Source organism: uncultured Brevundimonas sp. (assembly GCF_963975535.1).
Lineage (GTDB): Bacteria > Pseudomonadota > Alphaproteobacteria > Caulobacterales > Caulobacteraceae > Brevundimonas.
The window spans coordinates 350,088-366,153 of the sequence record NZ_CAXBHE010000003.1 but is presented as its reverse complement, the minus strand read 5'-3'; the positions used below and the strand labels follow the sequence as shown (position 1 = coordinate 366,153).

At 67.7% G+C, this 16,066-nt stretch carries 18 protein-coding genes and 1 tRNA gene; 7 read left to right on the top strand and 12 right to left on the bottom strand.

Annotated features, from left to right (window positions below):
• Positions 1–28: 28 nt before the first annotated feature.
• Positions 29–232, bottom strand: a complete 204-nt coding sequence (locus AACZ75_RS06035) for a DUF2892 domain-containing protein (protein ID WP_339871844.1) — start codon at positions 230–232, stop codon at positions 29–31.
• A gap of 31 nt (positions 233–263) precedes the next feature.
• Entirely contained in the window at positions 264–1,553 is a 1,290-nt protein-coding gene (locus AACZ75_RS06030; RefSeq protein WP_339871843.1) for an FAD-dependent oxidoreductase, read from the bottom strand.
• Here AACZ75_RS06030 and AACZ75_RS06025 point away from each other — a divergent pair.
• From AACZ75_RS06025 to AACZ75_RS06015, 3 genes are read left to right on the top strand one after another with little or no spacing between them, the layout of a single operon-like run.
• Positions 1,530–2,057, top strand: coding sequence for a rhodanese-like domain-containing protein (locus AACZ75_RS06025; RefSeq protein ID WP_339871842.1), 528 nt, complete (start codon positions 1,530–1,532; stop codon positions 2,055–2,057). The two genes, AACZ75_RS06030 and AACZ75_RS06025, sit on opposite strands and share 24 nt — an antisense overlap.
• A gap of 14 nt (positions 2,058–2,071) precedes the next feature.
• Positions 2,072–3,124, top strand: coding sequence for an efflux RND transporter periplasmic adaptor subunit (locus AACZ75_RS06020; protein ID WP_339871841.1), 1,053 nt, complete (start codon positions 2,072–2,074; stop codon positions 3,122–3,124).
• Positions 3,121–6,357 carry an efflux RND transporter permease subunit gene (locus tag AACZ75_RS06015; protein ID WP_339871840.1) on the top strand — a complete coding sequence of 1,079 codons (3,237 nt, stop codon included), beginning with the start codon at positions 3,121–3,123 and terminating at the stop codon, positions 6,355–6,357. The genes AACZ75_RS06020 and AACZ75_RS06015 overlap by 4 nt, the downstream gene beginning before the upstream one ends.
• Here the strand turns inward: AACZ75_RS06015 and AACZ75_RS06010 are convergent.
• Both AACZ75_RS06010 and AACZ75_RS06005 read right to left on the bottom strand, forming a co-directional pair.
• The gene (locus AACZ75_RS06010) at positions 6,354–6,782 is read right to left on the bottom strand and encodes a metalloregulator ArsR/SmtB family transcription factor (RefSeq protein WP_339871839.1); all 429 of its coding nucleotides are present in this window, start codon (positions 6,780–6,782) and stop codon (positions 6,354–6,356) included. The genes AACZ75_RS06015 and AACZ75_RS06010 overlap by 4 nt on opposite strands.
• On the bottom strand, positions 6,779–7,426 hold the full coding sequence (locus AACZ75_RS06005) for a peroxiredoxin (RefSeq protein WP_339871838.1): 648 nt from the start codon (positions 7,424–7,426) through the stop codon (positions 6,779–6,781). The genes AACZ75_RS06010 and AACZ75_RS06005 overlap by 4 nt, the downstream gene beginning before the upstream one ends.
• Before the next feature lie 125 nt (positions 7,427–7,551).
• Between AACZ75_RS06005 and AACZ75_RS06000 the strand changes: the two genes are divergently transcribed.
• Genes AACZ75_RS06000 through AACZ75_RS05990 form a run of 3 tightly spaced genes read left to right on the top strand, consistent with a single transcriptional unit; the run spans position 7,552 to position 9,764 of the window.
• Positions 7,552–8,493 (top strand): MBL fold metallo-hydrolase, encoded by a 942-nt coding sequence (locus tag AACZ75_RS06000; protein WP_339871837.1) that lies wholly within the window; start codon positions 7,552–7,554, stop codon positions 8,491–8,493.
• Positions 8,494–8,536: 43 nt separating this feature from the next.
• Positions 8,537–8,959, top strand: coding sequence for a TIGR01244 family sulfur transferase (locus tag AACZ75_RS05995; RefSeq protein ID WP_339871836.1), 423 nt, complete (start codon positions 8,537–8,539; stop codon positions 8,957–8,959).
• Positions 8,960–8,966: 7 nt separating this feature from the next.
• A complete protein-coding gene (locus AACZ75_RS05990) occupies positions 8,967–9,764 on the top strand; it encodes a sulfite exporter TauE/SafE family protein (RefSeq protein WP_339871880.1) in 798 nt (265 codons plus the stop codon).
• A 29-nt stretch (positions 9,765–9,793) separates the two neighbouring features.
• On the opposite strand, the gene AACZ75_RS05985 is transcribed toward AACZ75_RS05990, so the two are convergent.
• From AACZ75_RS05985 to hppD, 8 genes are all read right to left on the bottom strand, one after another.
• Positions 9,794–9,878: transfer RNA gene (locus tag AACZ75_RS05985), tRNA-Leu, on the bottom strand.
• Positions 9,879–10,159: 281 nt separating this feature from the next.
• A complete protein-coding gene (locus AACZ75_RS05980; RefSeq protein WP_339871835.1) occupies positions 10,160–11,170 on the bottom strand; it encodes a fumarylacetoacetate hydrolase family protein in 1,011 nt (336 codons plus the stop codon).
• A 45-nt stretch (positions 11,171–11,215) separates the two neighbouring features.
• The gene (locus tag AACZ75_RS05975) at positions 11,216–11,881 is read right to left on the bottom strand and encodes a hypothetical protein (RefSeq protein WP_339871834.1); all 666 of its coding nucleotides are present in this window, start codon (positions 11,879–11,881) and stop codon (positions 11,216–11,218) included.
• Between the two features lie 89 nt (positions 11,882–11,970).
• Complete coding sequence (locus AACZ75_RS05970; RefSeq protein ID WP_339871833.1) at positions 11,971–12,243, bottom strand: hypothetical protein; 273 nt, start codon at positions 12,241–12,243, stop codon at positions 11,971–11,973.
• Positions 12,240–12,710 carry an isoprenylcysteine carboxylmethyltransferase family protein gene (locus tag AACZ75_RS05965; protein WP_339871832.1) on the bottom strand — a complete coding sequence of 157 codons (471 nt, stop codon included), beginning with the start codon at positions 12,708–12,710 and terminating at the stop codon, positions 12,240–12,242. Before AACZ75_RS05965 ends, AACZ75_RS05970 begins: the two co-directional genes overlap by 4 nt.
• 1 nt (position 12,711) lies before the next feature.
• Entirely contained in the window at positions 12,712–13,083 is a 372-nt protein-coding gene (locus AACZ75_RS05960; RefSeq protein WP_339871831.1) for a cupin domain-containing protein, read from the bottom strand.
• Positions 13,080–14,138 carry an isoaspartyl peptidase/L-asparaginase gene (locus AACZ75_RS05955; RefSeq protein ID WP_339871830.1) on the bottom strand — a complete coding sequence of 353 codons (1,059 nt, stop codon included), beginning with the start codon at positions 14,136–14,138 and terminating at the stop codon, positions 13,080–13,082. The genes AACZ75_RS05960 and AACZ75_RS05955 overlap by 4 nt, the downstream gene beginning before the upstream one ends.
• A gap of 89 nt (positions 14,139–14,227) precedes the next feature.
• Positions 14,228–15,331, bottom strand: coding sequence for a 4-hydroxyphenylpyruvate dioxygenase (gene hppD / locus AACZ75_RS05950; RefSeq protein ID WP_339871829.1), 1,104 nt, complete (start codon positions 15,329–15,331; stop codon positions 14,228–14,230).
• A gap of 159 nt (positions 15,332–15,490) precedes the next feature.
• Between hppD and AACZ75_RS05945 the strand changes: the two genes are divergently transcribed.
• Positions 15,491–16,066 carry a YqaA family protein gene (locus AACZ75_RS05945; protein WP_339871828.1) on the top strand — a complete coding sequence of 192 codons (576 nt, stop codon included), beginning with the start codon at positions 15,491–15,493 and terminating at the stop codon, positions 16,064–16,066.

Sequence of the window (16,066 nt, the reverse complement as noted above, 5' to 3'; positions counted from 1 at the left end):
GCCTTTTGCCGTCTGTCGGACGCCCGCCCTAGCGGAAGGCGCAGCCGGATTTGAAGCCGAACGCCCGGAACACCAGGGCCGCCGGACAGAAGCCGGTGAAGGCCGACTGGATCAGGTTCAGGGCGGCGAAGACCGTCAGGGCAATCCACCACGGATGGACCGTCAGGCTGAGGGTCACCCCGATCAGGATGACAATGCCGGCGAAGACGAGAATGGCGCGGTCGAGGTTCATGATCATGCTCCGATTAGGGTGAAGGGGCGGCTCAGCGCTTGAGGCGATGGGCCCCGATCAGGTCGAGGCCCAGCCGCTCGTAGAAGGGGACGCTCTCGCCGCGCCGGACCTTGCCGATGAAATATTTCTCGAATCCGACCTTGGCGAGGTGGACCCATTTGCCGCTCGAGGCCCAGTTGATGTTGCGCGGCGGGATCTGTGGCTGGGCGAAGAAGGCGACGCCGCCATCGCCGAAATCGGCCAGGCAGATCGCGTTCCAGGTCGCCTCGTGGGTCGGGGCCTGGTCGTTGATTTCCTGGCGCAGATTGTGGGCGATCGCCGCGACCATGCTCTCGATCATGAAGCCGGTCTTGGGCACCCCGACCGGCACCGGGGTGGGGCCGACCGGCGGAATGGCGACGCAGACGCCCAGCGAATAAATGTTGGGGAAGGTCGGGTTGCGCTGGTGTTTGTCGGCCAGGATGAAGCCGCGCGGATTGACGAGACCCTCGACGTCGCGGACGGCCGGCACGCCGCGGAACGCCGGCAACATCATGGAATAGGTGAAGGGCAGGGCGTGGGTCGCCTTTACCGAGCCGTCGTCGTCGATCGCCTCGACGTGCAGGGTGCCCGACTCGACCTTTTTCACCCGGGCGCTGGTGATCCATTTGATGTGGCGGTTACGCATCTCGCTTTCGAGCAGGCCGCGGGTATCGCCGACGCCGTCGAGGCCGAGGTGGCCGATGTAGGGTTCCGAGGTGACGAAGGTCATCGGCACCTTGTCGCGGATCTTGCGGCGCCGCAGCTCGGTGTCGAGGATCATGGCGAATTCATAGGCCGGACCGAAGCAGGACGCGCCCTGGACCGCGCCGATGATGACCGGGCCGGGGTTGGCCGCCAGGGCGTCGAAGGCATCGGCGGCGACCTCGGCATGATCGACGTGGCAGACCGACTGGGTGAAGCCGGGTGCCGGGCCCAGGCCCTCGATCTCGTCGAAGGCCAGCTCGGGGCCGGTGGCAATGACCAGGTAGTCGTAGTCGAGGACCGCGCCGTCGCCGAGGTCGATCTGGCTGTCGGCGGGACGGACGCGCGAACAGCCCTGGGGCAGAAGGCGGATGTCGCGCTTGCGGTAGACGGGCTCGAGTTGAACCTCGATGGCGTCGCGCTTGCGCCAGCGCACGGCGACCCAGGGGTTGGACGGGACAAAATGAAAGGTCGAGCCCTGGTTCACCACCGTGACGTCGGCGGCATAGCCGAGGGCGTCCTTGATCTCGAAGGCGGCGACGGTGCCCCCGAGGCCCGCACCGAGGATGACGACATGGGGTTTCTTGCTGTCGGCCATTGGCCTGAACTCCCTGTGATGACGCCGCGCCGATCGCCGGCGACGCTTGACGATTACAACATAGACATAATATACGCAAATACGAAACTAACGATGGTCGGCGGTGTGTCGATCCTGTGTCCACCAGACCCCCTTCGGAGCGACCCGGCGATGATCCAGATCAAGGACGTAAAGACTCTTTCGGCCGAGGACGTTCAGGCCGCCCAGGCGGCCGGCCGCGTGCTTGTTGTCGATGTCCGGGAGCCCGGCGAGTTCGCGGCGGAACGGATTGTCGGGGCGATCAATCAGCCGTTGTCTTGCTTCGATCCGGGCCGGTTGGTGGAGATCGTCGGCTCGGCCTCCGTCGTGTTCCAGTGCGGTTCCGGCGTACGGTCCCTGAAGGCTGTCCATGCCTGCCGTGCCGCCGGTGTGGCCGCCGACAGCCATATGGGCGGCGGTATTGGTGGCTGGAAGGCTGCCGGCCTGCCGACTGAACGATCCGGGCGCTCCGGCGGTACCCGGTAGCAGGAGTGATGAACATGTGGCCGTTCCCGAGCCCTGATTTGACGCGGATCGCCGCTGTGGCCCTGACGGGTCTGGCGCTGACCATCGCGGGCTGCGGTCCGGCGACCCCGACCTCCGAGGCTCCGACCGCGCCTTCGGCAACCGGCGGCCATGTCGTCTCCCTGCGCACCATCGCCGACATGAAGCCGGTCGCCGGCGAGGTCACGACCCGCGACATGGGCATGGCCACGGCCCGGATCGGCGGCACCCTGGTACGACTGAACGTGCGGGAGGGCGCGACGGTGCGCGCCGGACAGGTGATCGGCGTGGTCCGTGATGACCGGATCAATCTGCAGACGGCCGGCTTTGACGCCATGGTCCGCGCGGCCGAGGCCGAGGCCGAGCGTGCCCGGGCCGATCTGACCCGGACCCGAACCCTGTTCGATCGGGGCATCTATGCCCAGGCCAAACTCGATCAGGTGGCGGCGACGGCGCGGGCCGCCGAGGGCAATCTGGAGGCGGCGCGAGCCCAGAGGGCCGCCAGCGCCGAGTCCGGGGCCCAGGGGGCCATCCTGGCCCCGACGGCCGGACGGGTGTTGAAGGCCGATGTGCCTGTGGGCTCGGTGGTGATGCCCGGTCAGTCGATCGCCACCGTCACGTCCGGGCCGCTCGTTGTGCGGGTGCAACTGCCCGAAGGCCAGGCGCGGGCCCTGCAGGTCGGGACGCGGGTCGAGATGACGCCGGACGGTCCCGGCGGAGACGCGATGACGGCCCCGGTCGCCCAGGTCTATCCGGCGGTGGACGCCGGCCAGGTGGTGGCCGACATCGACGCCTCGGGACTCAGTGCCAGCCTGATCGGACGTCGCATCGGCGTTCGCCTGCCGGTTGGCGAGCGCCAGGCGATCGTCATTCCGGCGACCCATGTGGTGAGCCGTTTCGGGGTCGACTATGTGCGGCTGGTCCGCGGCGGGACCGTGGCGGATACGCCGGTCCAGATCGCGCCGGGACCGTCGGCGGCCGAGGTCGAGGTGTTGAGTGGCCTGGTGGCCGGGGACCGGATCGCCGCCCCCGCGGGAACGAGCCGATGAACCTTGGAATCTCGGGCCGGCTGACCGCCGCCACCATCCGGTCACCGCTGACGCCGCTGATCCTGATCGCCGCCCTCGCTGTCGGTCTGCTGGCCCTGATTAGCATTCCCCGCGAGGAGGAGCCGCAGATCAGCGTGCCGATGATCGACATCATCGCCATGGCCCCCGGCCTGTCGGCCCCGGATGCCGTGGAACTGGTCGGCAAGCCGCTGGAGAGCATCGTCAAATCGATCCCCGACGTCGAGCATGTCTATACCTTCGCCGATGACGACCAGGTCCTCGTTGTGGCCCGGTTCAAGGTCGGGACCCATCCGGACAACGCCATCGTCCGGGTCAATGAGCGGATCCAGGCCAATATGGACCGGATTCCGGTCGGGATCGCGCCGCCCCTGATCCAGGTCAAGGGCATCAATGATGTGCCGATGCTGACCCTGACCCTGTCGCCGGATCCGGCCAATGCCGGGCGCTGGGACGAGGCGACCCTGCGGCTGATCGCCGATCAGTTGCAGACGGAAGTGGCCAAGGTTGCCGACATCGGCACGACCTATGTGGTCGGGGGGGCGTCCGAGGAGATCCGGGTCGAGCCCGATCCGGCCCGCCTGGCGCTGCACGGCGTGTCCCTGGGCGCGCTGATCGACACGGTGCGTCAGGCCAACCGCAGCTTTCCCGCCGGTTCGGTGCGTGACGGCGGCCAGGCCGTGTCCGTGGTGGCGGGCCAGACCCTGACCGCCACCGGAGACATCGGTCTGCTGACCGTGCCCTCGACGACCGGCCAGGCGGTGGCGGTCCGCGATGTGGCCACCGTCGTGCGTGGCCCGGCCGAGACCCAGTCGCGGGTCAGTCGCTGGTCCCGCGACGCCGAGGGGACCTGGAGCAACGCGCCGGCCGTCACCCTGGCGATCGCCAAGCGCGAGGGGGCCAATGCCGTAGTGGTGGCCGAGGCCGTGCTGCACCGGGTTGAGGCATTGGAGGGCACCTTGATCCCCGAGGGTCTCCACGTCGCCGTCACCCGCGACTATGGCGAGAGTGCCAATGAGAAGGCCAACGAGTTGCTGCTGCACCTCGGCCTGGCCACGGTGTCGATCGTGGTCCTGATCGGATTCGCCATCGGCTGGCGCGAGGCGGCGGTGACCGCGGTGGTCATCCCGACGACCATCCTGCTGACCCTCTTCGCCTCGAACCTGATGGGCTATTCGATCAACCGGGTCAGCCTGTTCGCCCTGATCTTCTCGATCGGCATCCTCGTCGATGATGCCATTGTGGTGATCGAGAACATCGCCCGGCACTGGGCCATGGATGACGATCGAACGCGACAGCGGGCGGCGATCGAAGCGGTGGCCGAGGTCGGCAACCCGACCATTGTCGCCACCCTGACCGTGGTCGCAGCCCTGCTGCCGATGCTGTTCGTCTCGGGCCTGATGGGACCCTATATGGCCCCGATCCCGGTCAATGCCTCGGCGGCGATGGTCTTCTCCTTCTTCGTGGCCATGGTCATCGCCCCCTGGTTGATGGTGCGGTTCGCGCGCAAGTCGCTGGCAGGCGGCGGCCATTCTGCCCATGACGAAGGTCCGCTGGGGCGGCTTTACCGTCGCGTCGCGGGACCGGTCATCGCCACACGGCGCTCGGCCTGGACCTTCCTGATCGTCATCGGGATCGCCACCCTGCTGTCGATGGCCATGTTCGCGACCAAGGCGGTGACGGTGAAATTGCTGCCGTTCGACAACAAGTCCGAACTGATGGTCGTCGCCGACCTGGCCGAGGGCACGACGCTGGAAGCGACCCAGAGGGTGCTCGCCGAGGCGGCGGGCGTGGCCCGGACGCTGCCGGAGGTCCTGGCGGTCGATTCCTATGCCGGCACGGCCTCGCCGTTCAATTTCAACGGCCTGGTACGCCACTACTATCTGCGGACCCTGCCCGAGCAGGGCGATCTGTCGATTACCCTGGCGGCCAAGGGCGACCGCAAACGCAACAGCCATGACGTGGCCCTCGACCTGCGGACGAAGCTGGCCGACCTGACCCTGCCGGCCGGGACGTCGCTGAAGGTGGTCGAGGCCCCGCCGGGGCCGCCGGTCATGGCCACCCTGCTGGCCGAGGTTTATGGCCCGGATGCCGCGACCCGCCGGGATGTCGCCGAACGGCTGAGGGCCATCTTCAAGTCCGTGCCCTATGTCGTCGACGTCGACGACAGCTATGGCGTGGCGCGGCCGCGGCTGCGGCTGGTACCGGACCGCACCCAGATCGAACGGTTCGGAGCCTCGGAGCGTGAGGTGCTGGATTCGATCGGGGCGGTGATGGCCGGACAGGTGGTGGGCTATGCCCATCGGGGCGAGGGGCGCGATCCGCTGCCGATCGCTGTGCGCCTGCCGCAGTCGGCCCGGACCTGGAGCGAGACCCTGGCCTCGACCCCGGTGGCCAATACAGCCGGGGGCGGCCGGCTGGTCTCACTGGGCGAACTGGTGACGGCGCAGACCCAGGCCGGCTCGACCCGCGTCTACCGCCGCGACGGTCGCGACGTCGACATGATCCAGGCCGAACTGGCGGGTCAGTACGAGGCCCCGATCTACGGCATGCTCGAGATCGATGCCCGCATCCGCGACGCCCACTGGGGCGCGACCGGAACGCCGGCCATCCGGATGAATGGCCAGCCCGATGACGAGAGCGTCCCGACGGTGCTGTGGGACGGCGAGTGGGAGATCACCTGGGTGACCTTCCGCGACATGGGCGCCGCCTTTGGTATCGCCCTGCTGGGGATCTATGTGCTGGTCGTGGCCCAGTTCAGGAGCTTCCGCGTGCCGCTGGTGATCCTGACGCCGATCCCCCTGACCCTGGTGGGGATCGTCATCGGGCACATGGTGTTCGGCGCGCCGTTTACCGCCACCTCGATGATCGGCTTCATCGCCCTGGCCGGGATCATCGTGCGAAACTCGATCCTGCTCGTCGACTTCATCCGCCACAGCCAGGGCGACGGACGGCCCTTGCGTGAGGTCTTGCTGGAGGCCGGGGCGATCCGCTTCAAGCCGATTCTGCTGACGGCCCTGGCCGCGATGATCGGGGCGGCGGTGATCCTGTTCGACCCGATCTTCCAGGGGCTGGCCATCTCGCTGCTGTTCGGCCTGGCGTCCTCGACCCTGCTGACGGTGCTGGTGATTCCGGCCATCTATATCGTGCTGCGCGACGACCAGCCGGTGACGCCGCCGGCACCGTCGCCGCAGACAGTGGCCGTCCAGCCCTAGCGGCGTTCGGGCGGCGGGATCATCCGGGCGAAGCGGGCCCGGTCGCCGCGAAGCGGTTCAGCCGGCGCGGGCGCGGCCTCGTCGGCAAGGCGATCGGTGACGGCGCGCGGGTCCTTGCAGAAGATCTCGTGCAGCATGGACATGACGGCCAGGGCCCGCTCGTCGGCGATCGAATAGAAGATCGAGCGCGACTCGCGCCGGGTCTTGACCAGGCCAGACTGGCGCAGCTCGGCCAGCTGTTGCGACAGGCCGGGCTGTTTGATGCCGAGGTCCTGCTCCAGCTGGCTGACCGAACGTTCTTCCTGGGAGATGTGGCAGAGGATCAGCAGGCGGTTGGCGTTGCTGAGCTGGCGCAGCAGGTCGGCGGCCTGGGGCGCGCGGGCCTTCAGGGCGTCCATGCCGGTGAGGGGGGTGTCAGGGTTCATGACCGGCGCTCGCGCGTGTACCAGCCCTGTCCCCCGGCCTCGGTGGCAAGGGCTTCGTCGAGGGTGACGGCGGCGGGTTCCATCAGGGGGGCACCGGTGGTCCAGCCGGCCGGAGCCGAGGCCTGTTCGCGATCGGTGACCTGCAGGGCCGTCACGAGGCGAAGCAGTTCGTCGACCGATCGTCCGACCGTCATCGGATACCAGCTGATCGCCCGCACAATGCCGTCAGGATCGATGATGAAGGTGGCGCGGACGGTGGCGCTGTCCGGTGAGGTCGCGTCGACCATGCCGTAGGCCGCGCCGATCACCATCGAGGGGTCCTCGATCACCGGGAAGGGGATGCGCACGCCGTAGCGACGGTCGATGTCCGCCAGCCAGGCGATGTGGGCATAGAGGCTGTCAACCGACAGGGCCATCAGGTCGCAGTCGAGGGCGGCGAAGGCGTCGGCCTGGCGGGCCAGGGCGACGAACTCGCTGGTGCAGACCGGGGTGAAGTCGGCCGGGTGCGACATCAGCACCAGCCAGCGGCCGCGATAGTCACTGAGACTGCGCTCGCCCATCGTGGTGCGGGCGGTGAAGTCCGGGGCCAGGGCGTTCAACCGCAAGGGCGGGACAGCGGCAGGGAAATCGGACGAATCTTGCATGGTCACTCCGGGTCGGGGCGGGTCCCGATCTGCCGGGCAGGATCGAGTCACGCCCAACAAACTACATAGTTGCGTGAAATATGAAAAGATATAGGGTTGAGCCAACGCCAATATGGAGTTTTCCGATGTCCCGTCCCGCTGTCGATCCTGCGCGTGATCGTGCCGCCGAGGTGGTGCAGGCGGCGCTTTCGAACAGGGCGCGCCGGCCGGTCGTCACCTCCTTCTTCGATGAAGCGACCTTTACGATCAGCCATGTGGTGCGCGATCCCGGGTCGAGTGCCTGTGCGATCATCGACAGCGTTCTCGACTATGACGCCGCGTCCGGGCGGACCTCGACCGCCTCGGCCGACGCCCTGATCGCCTTTGTTCGCGCCGAGGGGCTGACCGTCGAATGGCTGCTCGAGACCCATGCCCATGCCGATCACCTTTCGGCGGCCCCCTATCTGCAGGCGGCTCTCGGCGGGCAGATGGCCATCGGGGGCGAGATCGTCCAGGTGCAGCAGGCTTTCGGCGAAATCTTCAATGAGCCCGCGGCCTTCCACCGCGACGGCAGCCAGTTCGACCAACTGTTCCGCGACGGCGACCGCTTCAGCATCGGCGGACTGGAGGCGGCGGTGCTGCATGTGCCCGGCCATACGCCGGCCTGCCTGGCCTATGTGATCGGCGATGCAGTCTTTCCCGGCGACACCCTGTTCATGCCGGACTACGGGACGGCCCGTTGTGATTTTCCCGGCGGCGATGCCCGCACCCTTTACCGGTCGATTCACCGGCTGACCTCGCTGCCGGATGCGGCGCGGGTCTTCCTGTGCCACGACTACATGGCGCCGCCCGGACGCACGACCTACGCCTGGGAGACCACCATCGGGGCCGAGCGGACCGGCAATATCCATGTTCGCGACGGCGTCAGCGAGGACGAGTTCGTCGCCATGCGCACGGCCCGGGATGCGACCCTGTCGATGCCCAAGCTGATCCTGCCGTCGGTGCAGGTCAACATGAACGGCGGCCAGTTGCCGCCGCCCGAGGACAATGGCGTGCGCTATCTGAAGGTGCCGCTCAACCTGTTGTGACGCCCCGGCCGCCCCGGGCCTGATGACCAGAAGGAACAACGCTATGGATATTCGCAAGATCGACGACCGGCTGGATGCCGCGCCCCAGATCGCCCTGGAGGACATGAAGGCGATCGCCGGTCTGGGCTATCGCTCGGTGATCTCGAACCGGCCCGACGGTGAAGAGCCGGGCCAGCCCGATGCGGCCCAGGTGAAGGCCGCTGCCGAGGCCGAGGGGCTGACCTTCCGGCATATCCCGGTCACCGGCGCGAGCATGGGTCCCGAGGCCGTGGCGGCCATGCGCGCCGCCCTCGACGAACTGCCCGGTCCCGTGCTGGGCTTCTGTCGCAGTGGCACACGCACCACCTGCCTGTGGGGTCTGGCCAGCGCCGGGACGCGTCCGGCGCAGGAGCTGATCGAGACGGCCCGCGCCGCCGGCTACGACCTGTCGCCGCTGAAGCCGCGGCTCGAGAACGGTCCGGCCTGACGTGGAGATCGCGCCCCAACTCAGCCTGGTCCAGTATCTTCTCGGGGCCGGGTCCGGGGGGCTGGTCGGTTTTTCGCTGGGCCTGGTCGGCGGCGGCGGTTCGATCCTCGCCGTGCCGTTGATCGTCTATGTGGTGGGGGTGCGCGATCCGCATCTGGCCATCGGCACCAGTGCCTTCGCCGTGGCCGCCAATGCCGCGGCCAATCTGCTCAACCATGCCCGGGGGGGCACGGTGAAATGGAAGATCGCCGGCCTGTTCGCCGTGGCCGGCGTGATCGGGGCGTTGGCGGGCTCGACCCTGGGCAAGGCGGTCGACGGCGAAACCCTGCTGGCCCTGTTTGCCATTCTGATGCTGGTGGTCGGGGCCATGATGCTGAAGGGGCGCGGCACGGCGGGCGATCCGACCGTTCAACTGACTCCGGGCAATGCGCCGAAATTGATCGGCACCGGGGCCGCGACCGGCATCCTGTCCGGCTTCTTCGGCATCGGCGGCGGATTCCTGATCGTGCCCAGCCTGATGTGGTCGACCCGGATGCCGATCTACAATGCCATTGGCTCGTCCCTGGTCGGGGTCACGGCCTTCGGCCTGACCACGGCGCTCAACTATGCGGTCTCGGGCTGGGTCGACTGGCCGCTGGCGGCAGTGTTCATCGCCGGTGGCGTGCTGGGTGGTCTCGGCGGTGCGCGTCTGGCCAAGGTCCTGTCCGACCGGCGCGGGGCGCTGACGTCGGTGTTCGCGGCCCTGATCTTCGTGGTGGCCGTCTATATGCTGTACCGCAGCGCCGGGGCCGCCGGTCTGATCTGACCGGGCCAGCGGCTCTGATCGTCAACAGATGGTGCGGGCGGCCGGGGTCGAACCGGCACTCCTTTCGGAACTGGATTTTGAGTCCAGCGCGTCTACCAATTCCACCACGCCCGCAGTGTCCGCGCGGCATCGCGCCGGACCCGGCGGTGGTAGCCCGGTGGGTCCGATCCCGTCAACGCGGGATTGCGGGATGCAGCCGGTGCATCTGACCAAAGCTTAATCCGGCTGTTGCATCCGCAGGGTGTCCCCGGGGCCTCTCCCCTGTGTCGTAGTCAACACCGGAAGGCCGTCATGTCCCGCAAATGCCCGCTCGCCGCCCTGGCCGCCCTGATGGTCGTGGCCTCGTGCGCGGGGCCGACGCTGGTCATGGCGCAGGATGTGAGAACACCGGTGACTCAGCGGAGCGGCGCGACTTTCTGTTCGATGGCCCCGAAGATCGAGTGGTGGGTGTCGTCCAGCATCTCGATCCGCACGGTGTCGCCGTGTTTGAGGAAGGGCGTCTCGGCCTTGCCGCGCAGGATGGTCTCGACGGTGCGGACCTCGGCGATACAGGAATAGCCCAGACCGCCGTCGGCGACCGGCTTGCCGGGTCCGCCGTCGGTGTCGCGGTTGGACACCGTGCCGGATCCGATGATGGTGCCGGCGCACAGGCTGCGCGTCTTGGCCAGATGGGCGATCAGGGTGCCGAAGTCGAAGGTCATGTCGACACCGGCGTCGGCCTTGCCGAACTCGGCCCCGTTCAGATGGACCGACAGGGTGCCGTGCAGCTTGCCGCCGTTCCAGCGCGGTCCGAGCTCGTCGGGGGTGACGAACACCGGCGACAGGGCCGATGCCGGCTTGGACTGGACAAAGCCGAAGCCCTTGGACAGTTCGCCCGGGATCAGATTGCGCAGCGACACGTCGTTGACCAGTCCGATCAGGCGGACGTGGGTCAGGGCGGCCTCGGGCGATACGCCCTGGGGGACGTCGCCGGTGACAACCACGACCTCGGCCTCAAGATCGCAGCCCCAGGATTCGTCGGCCAGGGGGATGGGATCGCGCGGGCCCAGCATGGAATCGGACGCGCCTTGGTACATCAGGGGGTCGGTCCAGAAACTGTCGGGCATTTCCGCGTTGCGCGCCTGCCGCACCAGGGCGACGTGATTCACATAGGCCGAGCCGTCGGCCCATTGATAGGCGCGGGGCAGGGGGGCGGCGGCCTCGCGTTCATGGAAGCGGCCGCGCGGCACGCCCTCATGCTCGAGGCTCTCGGCCAGGGCACGCAGCAGGGGTTCGCAGCGCGCCCAGTCATCGAGCGCCGCCTGCAGGGTCGGGGCGATCAGGAAGGCGTCCGTGAACCAGTTCAGGTCCCGCGAAATAACGACGAGGCGGCCATCACGGCCGTGCTTGAGAGAGGCGAGTTTCATGCCTCAGGCTTAGGCGGTTTTGGACGGGGAGGGAACCGTTCGATGTCAGTGATGGGCGACGGGTTTGAAGGGGGCCGTGTGGCAGAGGGCGTTGCGGGCCTTGCGAAGCTCGGCGAGGCGCAGGGCCTTTTGGGACCAATGGTCGTGAAAGGTCCCGATGGCACCGCGCAGGGCGGCGGCGCGTTCGGCGTCGGTCATTTCGCGATCGGCCGGCGGCGGTGGCGTGGCGGGCGGAGTCACTGGAGCGATGCCGCCGCCATCCTCGCCACGGACGACGATCTGGCTGTTCTGAAGCACGGTGACGTGCGGCGCGCAGGCCGCTGCGGCCGTTGTGGCCCGGTCATCCCGGGTCCTGCCCTTGATGGCCGTGTCGAGCCCGCCCAAGGGTTTGTTGAGCCCTTCGGCCAGTCCCAGGACCGGGCCCAGCCGGGTGGTGATCTCCTCGCGCAGGGCCTTGGCCCGGGCCAGCAACTGGTCGCTGTTGGCCCCCATGGCCAGAAGACAGGCGGTGTGGATCGCGGTCCAGATATCCTCCGCGGCGTCGGGGTCCTTGCGGCCGAACAGGTCCCGGGCGAACCAGGCGAGGACGACGGCCAGGGCCAGCAGCAGCAGGAAGGTGGTCAGTAGCACCGGCGACAGGCTGAAAAACACGTCCGGCGAGACCGGGTCGAAACCCCCGCCGTTCTGAAACTCTGACGGATAGTGCGTCATGCAGCCGATGCCCCAAGTTGTGCGACCGCATGTTGCCGCCGCCAGCCCGATTGGCAATCGAAAAGGTTAACGCCGGTCGGTGAACCGGGTCAGTCGGGCGGGTTGATCAGGGCCCGGGCCTCGGCTGCCTGCTGTCCGCCGGACACTCGCACCTCGATCTCGACGGCAATCGCGCCCTGGGGTTCGTGGGACCAGAGGTAGCGGCGCTCGATCTCGACCTCGCGACCCGAAGGGGCGAAGCCGGTAAAGGTATCGCCCCAGGGGGTGATGCGTTTCAGTTCCGGCCATTTGAGGGCGCAGGCGGAGTCGAGCTCCTCAATGGCCATGCTGGACAGTTCGTCGTCGGCAACAAAGGCAGTCACAGCCATCTCCTGACCCGGGCGCAATAGGCCTGGTAGGCCGCGCCGAATTTGGCGGCCAGATAACGTTCCTCACGGGCGATGACGAAGCGGTCGACGGCCAGCAGGCAGGGGAACAGCAGACCGACGGCGAACCAGCTGTCCATGGCCACGGCCAGGCCGACATAGGTGATGGCGAAGCCGACGTAGATCGGATTGCGGCTGAAACGGTAGGGGCCATCGGTAATGAGGGTGGTCGAGGGTTTCCACGGCTCGACCGCGGTATCCCAGCGCCGGAACAGGCCCGCAGCCATGCCGTCCAGCAACAGTCCGGCGAGGATCAGGCCGATGGCCAGGCCACGCCGAACTTCGACCGTCAGGCCAAGATCGGGGCCGCGCAGCCAGACGTGCAGCCCCCAGCCGATGGCGAGGAAGCCGAAATAGATCAGCGGAGGCGGCAGGACGACGCCGGGATGGTCGCGCTGGGTCATGTCAGATCGTCTGTCCGGTGGGGGCGGTGAAGGCGGACGGCGCAGCGTCGCCGGTGTTGATGACGTCAGACGGCTCGAAAATCATCACTTCGGCCTCGTCGTCGGCGGCGGTGCGGTGCTCGACGCCGCGCGGCACGATGATGAACTGGCCGGGGGCGAGACTCTCGACGCGGTCGCGAAATTCGACCCGGAACCGGCCCTTCCACACCAGGAACATCTCCTCCGCCTCGGCATGGCTGTGCCAGGGGAAGACGCCCTGGACCTTGACCAGTCGCACGTCCTGTCCATTCAGTCGGGCGGCGACGCGCGGCTGCCAGTGGTCGGAAATGCCGGCGAATTTTTCGGCCAGATCGAGGACGGCACCATGGGTCACGGGCGCAACTCTTCGTCGCCGTAGATGGCGGCGCGCGCGGGCTGGTTGCTGGAAACCGCGCCGCGATACATGCCTGAGGTGGTCATGGCAAAACTCGGTTGACCCTCAGCGTCCATGACGATGACGCCACCCGAACCACCCAGGGACAGGGCATCATCAACTTCCGCCTGGGCAGCGGTCTGGCTGGTCGATCCGGCGGCGATTCTGGCGCAGATATCGCGGGCCACGGTCGCGCGGATGAAATACTCGCCATCGCCCGTCGCCGACACCGCGCAGCCGTCGCGGTTGGAGGCGTAGGTGCCGGCACCGATCACGGGCACGTCCCCGACCCGACCCCAGCGCTTGGCGGTCATGCCGCCGGTCGAGGTTCCGGCCGCGAGCCGGCCCTGGCTGTCCAGCGCCACCGCGCCGACCGTGCCGAATTTGCGCTCGTTGAGCGGCGGGGTGGTCAGGGTGTTGTCCGCCATCGATCCCGGCACCCCCGCGGGGCGCGACGGGATCGGCAGGTTCTGGTTGCGCAGGGCGCTCTCCAGCCCCCGCCAGCGGCGCTCGGTGAAGAAGAAGGCCGGATCGACCTGCTCAAGCCCGACCGACTCCGCGAAGGTGTCGGCCCCTTCTCCGATGAGCATGACGTGCGGTGACTGCTCCATCACCGCCCGGGCGGCGGCGATCGGATGGCGGGTGGTGGTCAGGCCGGCGACGGCCCCGGCGTTCAGGTCCGACCCGTCCATCACGGCGGCGTCCAGCTCATTGCGGCCCGCGGCGGTGAAGACAGCCCCGCGTCCGGCATTGAACAGCGGGTCGTCCTCCATCAGCGCGATGGCGGCCTGGATCGCGTCCAGCGACGAGCCGCCGGCGGCCAGCACCGCCGAGCCGGCCTCCAGCGCGCGATGCAGGGCGGCGCGATAGGCCGCGTCCTGTTCCGGCGTCAGGCTGTCGCGCTCGATCACGCCCGCCCCGCCATGGATGGCGAAGGACCAGGCCGGAGCTTGCTGGGCGGTGGCGGCACCGGCCAGTCCGACGGCCAGACAGAAGGCGAGGATGGCGGACTTCATGACGGGCCCCTCCCGGGCAGGATCGGTATGGCGGTGGAAAGACGGGATCGTAGCGACGTCCTGCGGCCGTTACGATCCCGAATCCGGACCTAGGCGTCGACCTTGATGACGCCGCGACGGATCTGGTCCAGCTCGATCGAGTCGAACAGGGCCTGGAAATTGCCCTCACCAAACGCCTGGTTGCCCTTGCGCTGGATGATCTCGAAGAAGATCGGGCCGAAGGTGTCCTGGGTGAAGATCTGCAGCAGCAGGCCTTCCTCGTCCGAACCGTCGATCAGGATACGGTTTTTCCGCATCCGGGCGACGTCCTCGCCGTGGTTGGGCAGGCGTTTGTCGATCAGCTCGAAATAGGTCTCGATCGTATCCTGGAAGGGAATGCCGCGGCGTTTCAGCTCTTCCACCGTCTCGAAGATGTCGTCAGTCGCCAGGGCGATGTGCTGGATGCCTTCGCCATTGTAGCGCCGCAGGAATTCCTCGATCTGGGAGTTCTCGTCCTGGCTCTCGTTCAGCGGGATGCGGATGGCCCGGTCGGGCGCGATCATGGCCTGCGAGAACAGGCCGGTCGCCTTGCCCTTGATATCGAAATATTTCTGCTCTTCGAAGGCAAAGACGTCGCCGTAGAAGCCGGACCAGGTCCGCATCTGGCCGCGCCGCACGTTGTGGGTCAGGTGGTCGAGCATGAACAGGCCGACCGAATTCTTGCGCTCGGCCTCTTCCCAGCCCTCGATCTCGTCCCAGCCGTCATAGAGCGAACCGGCGTCGCCATACTGGTCGACGAGGTACAGCAGCGAGCCGCCGATGCCCTGCAGCACATAGGGGTACCCATTGCCCAGGGCCCCGCCGTCATGGCCTTCGGCCGGGCGGCCGCCACGCTGGACCGCGCCGTCGAAGGCGGCTTTCGCATCGGAGACCCGGAAGGCCATGCCGTTGGCCGAGGGGCCGTGGTCGCGGGCGAAATCGGCGGCCTGGCCCCGGGGCGTGCGATTGACCAGCAGGGTGATGTCGCCCTGCTTCAGGCGCACCGCTCCGGTCTTCGGATTGACATGGGTCGGGGTGAAACCCATCAATTCCAGTCGGCTGACCATGGATTCGGGCTCGGGGCCGGTGAATTCGACGAATTCAAAGCCGTCGACACCGAGAGGGTTTTCCTGGTCGAGGCGGACGGCGGCATCGGACTGGGGCGCGTCATGCATGGGAGCGTCTCCTGATTGGGGTAGCGGCGCGACGCCGCTCTGTGGCGCGGAACCTAGTGATCCGCACCGTCTTCGCCAACCCGCCGGCCGAACACGATCTGGAGGGTGCGTCCGCCGGCGAGGCCTGCTAGAGGCGGAGGAACGCCCCGAAAGGACCCCATGCTTCGCAAGATGTACGACTGGGTCTTCGCCCTTGCGCGAAGCCGACACGCGACTCCGGCCCTGGCCGTCGTCTCATTCGCCGAGAGCTCCTTCTTTCCGATTCCGCCCGATGTGATGCTGTGCCCGATGATTCTGGCGCGGCCGGAGCGGGCCTATTTCTATGCCGGGGTCTGCACGGCGGCATCGGTGCTGGGCGGCATCCTCGGCTATGCCATCGGCTATTTTCTGAATGATGTCGGGCTGTGGGTGCTGAGCCTGATGGGGCACTCCGACGGTCTGGAGCATTTCAAGAGCTGGTTCGCCGACTGGGGGCTTTGGGTCATCCTGATCAAGGGGCTGACCCCGATCCCCTACAAGCTGGTGACCATCGCGTCGGGTCTGGCGGCCTTCAGCTTCCCGGTCTTCATCGCGGCCTCGGTGGTGACGCGCGGCGGGCGGTTCTTCCTGGAGGCCTGGATCCTGAAGAAATTCGGTCCGGCCATGCTGGCGGTGGTGGAGAAACGCCTGGCGCTGTTCTCGATCCTGGGTGTGATCCTGCTGGTCGCGCTGATCGCTGCGGTGAAGCTGCTGTAG

Coding starts and splice junctions, on each gene's coding strand:
- AACZ75_RS06030 (WP_339871843.1), bottom strand. CDS start 1,553: ATGGCCGACAGCAAGAAACCCCATGTCGTCATCCTCGGTGCGGGCCTC.
- AACZ75_RS06000 (WP_339871837.1), top strand. CDS start 7,552: ATGTCCCGTCCCGCTGTCGATCCTGCGCGTGATCGTGCCGCCGAGGTG.
- AACZ75_RS06005 (WP_339871838.1), bottom strand. CDS start 7,426: ATGCAAGATTCGTCCGATTTCCCTGCCGCTGTCCCGCCCTTGCGGTTG.
- AACZ75_RS05965 (WP_339871832.1), bottom strand. CDS start 12,710: ATGACCCAGCGCGACCATCCCGGCGTCGTCCTGCCGCCTCCGCTGATC.
- AACZ75_RS06020 (WP_339871841.1), top strand. CDS start 2,072: ATGTGGCCGTTCCCGAGCCCTGATTTGACGCGGATCGCCGCTGTGGCC.
- AACZ75_RS05975 (WP_339871834.1), bottom strand. CDS start 11,881: ATGACGCACTATCCGTCAGAGTTTCAGAACGGCGGGGGTTTCGACCCG.
- AACZ75_RS06035 (WP_339871844.1), bottom strand. CDS start 232: ATGAACCTCGACCGCGCCATTCTCGTCTTCGCCGGCATTGTCATCCTG.
- AACZ75_RS05945 (WP_339871828.1), top strand. CDS start 15,491: ATGCTTCGCAAGATGTACGACTGGGTCTTCGCCCTTGCGCGAAGCCGA.
- AACZ75_RS05955 (WP_339871830.1), bottom strand. CDS start 14,138: ATGAAGTCCGCCATCCTCGCCTTCTGTCTGGCCGTCGGACTGGCCGGT.
- AACZ75_RS05980 (WP_339871835.1), bottom strand. CDS start 11,170: ATGAAACTCGCCTCTCTCAAGCACGGCCGTGATGGCCGCCTCGTCGTT.
- AACZ75_RS05995 (WP_339871836.1), top strand. CDS start 8,537: ATGGATATTCGCAAGATCGACGACCGGCTGGATGCCGCGCCCCAGATC.
- AACZ75_RS06010 (WP_339871839.1), bottom strand. CDS start 6,782: ATGAACCCTGACACCCCCCTCACCGGCATGGACGCCCTGAAGGCCCGC.
- hppD (WP_339871829.1), bottom strand. CDS start 15,331: ATGCATGACGCGCCCCAGTCCGATGCCGCCGTCCGCCTCGACCAGGAA.
- AACZ75_RS06025 (WP_339871842.1), top strand. CDS start 1,530: ATGGGGTTTCTTGCTGTCGGCCATTGGCCTGAACTCCCTGTGATGACG.
- AACZ75_RS06015 (WP_339871840.1), top strand. CDS start 3,121: ATGAACCTTGGAATCTCGGGCCGGCTGACCGCCGCCACCATCCGGTCA.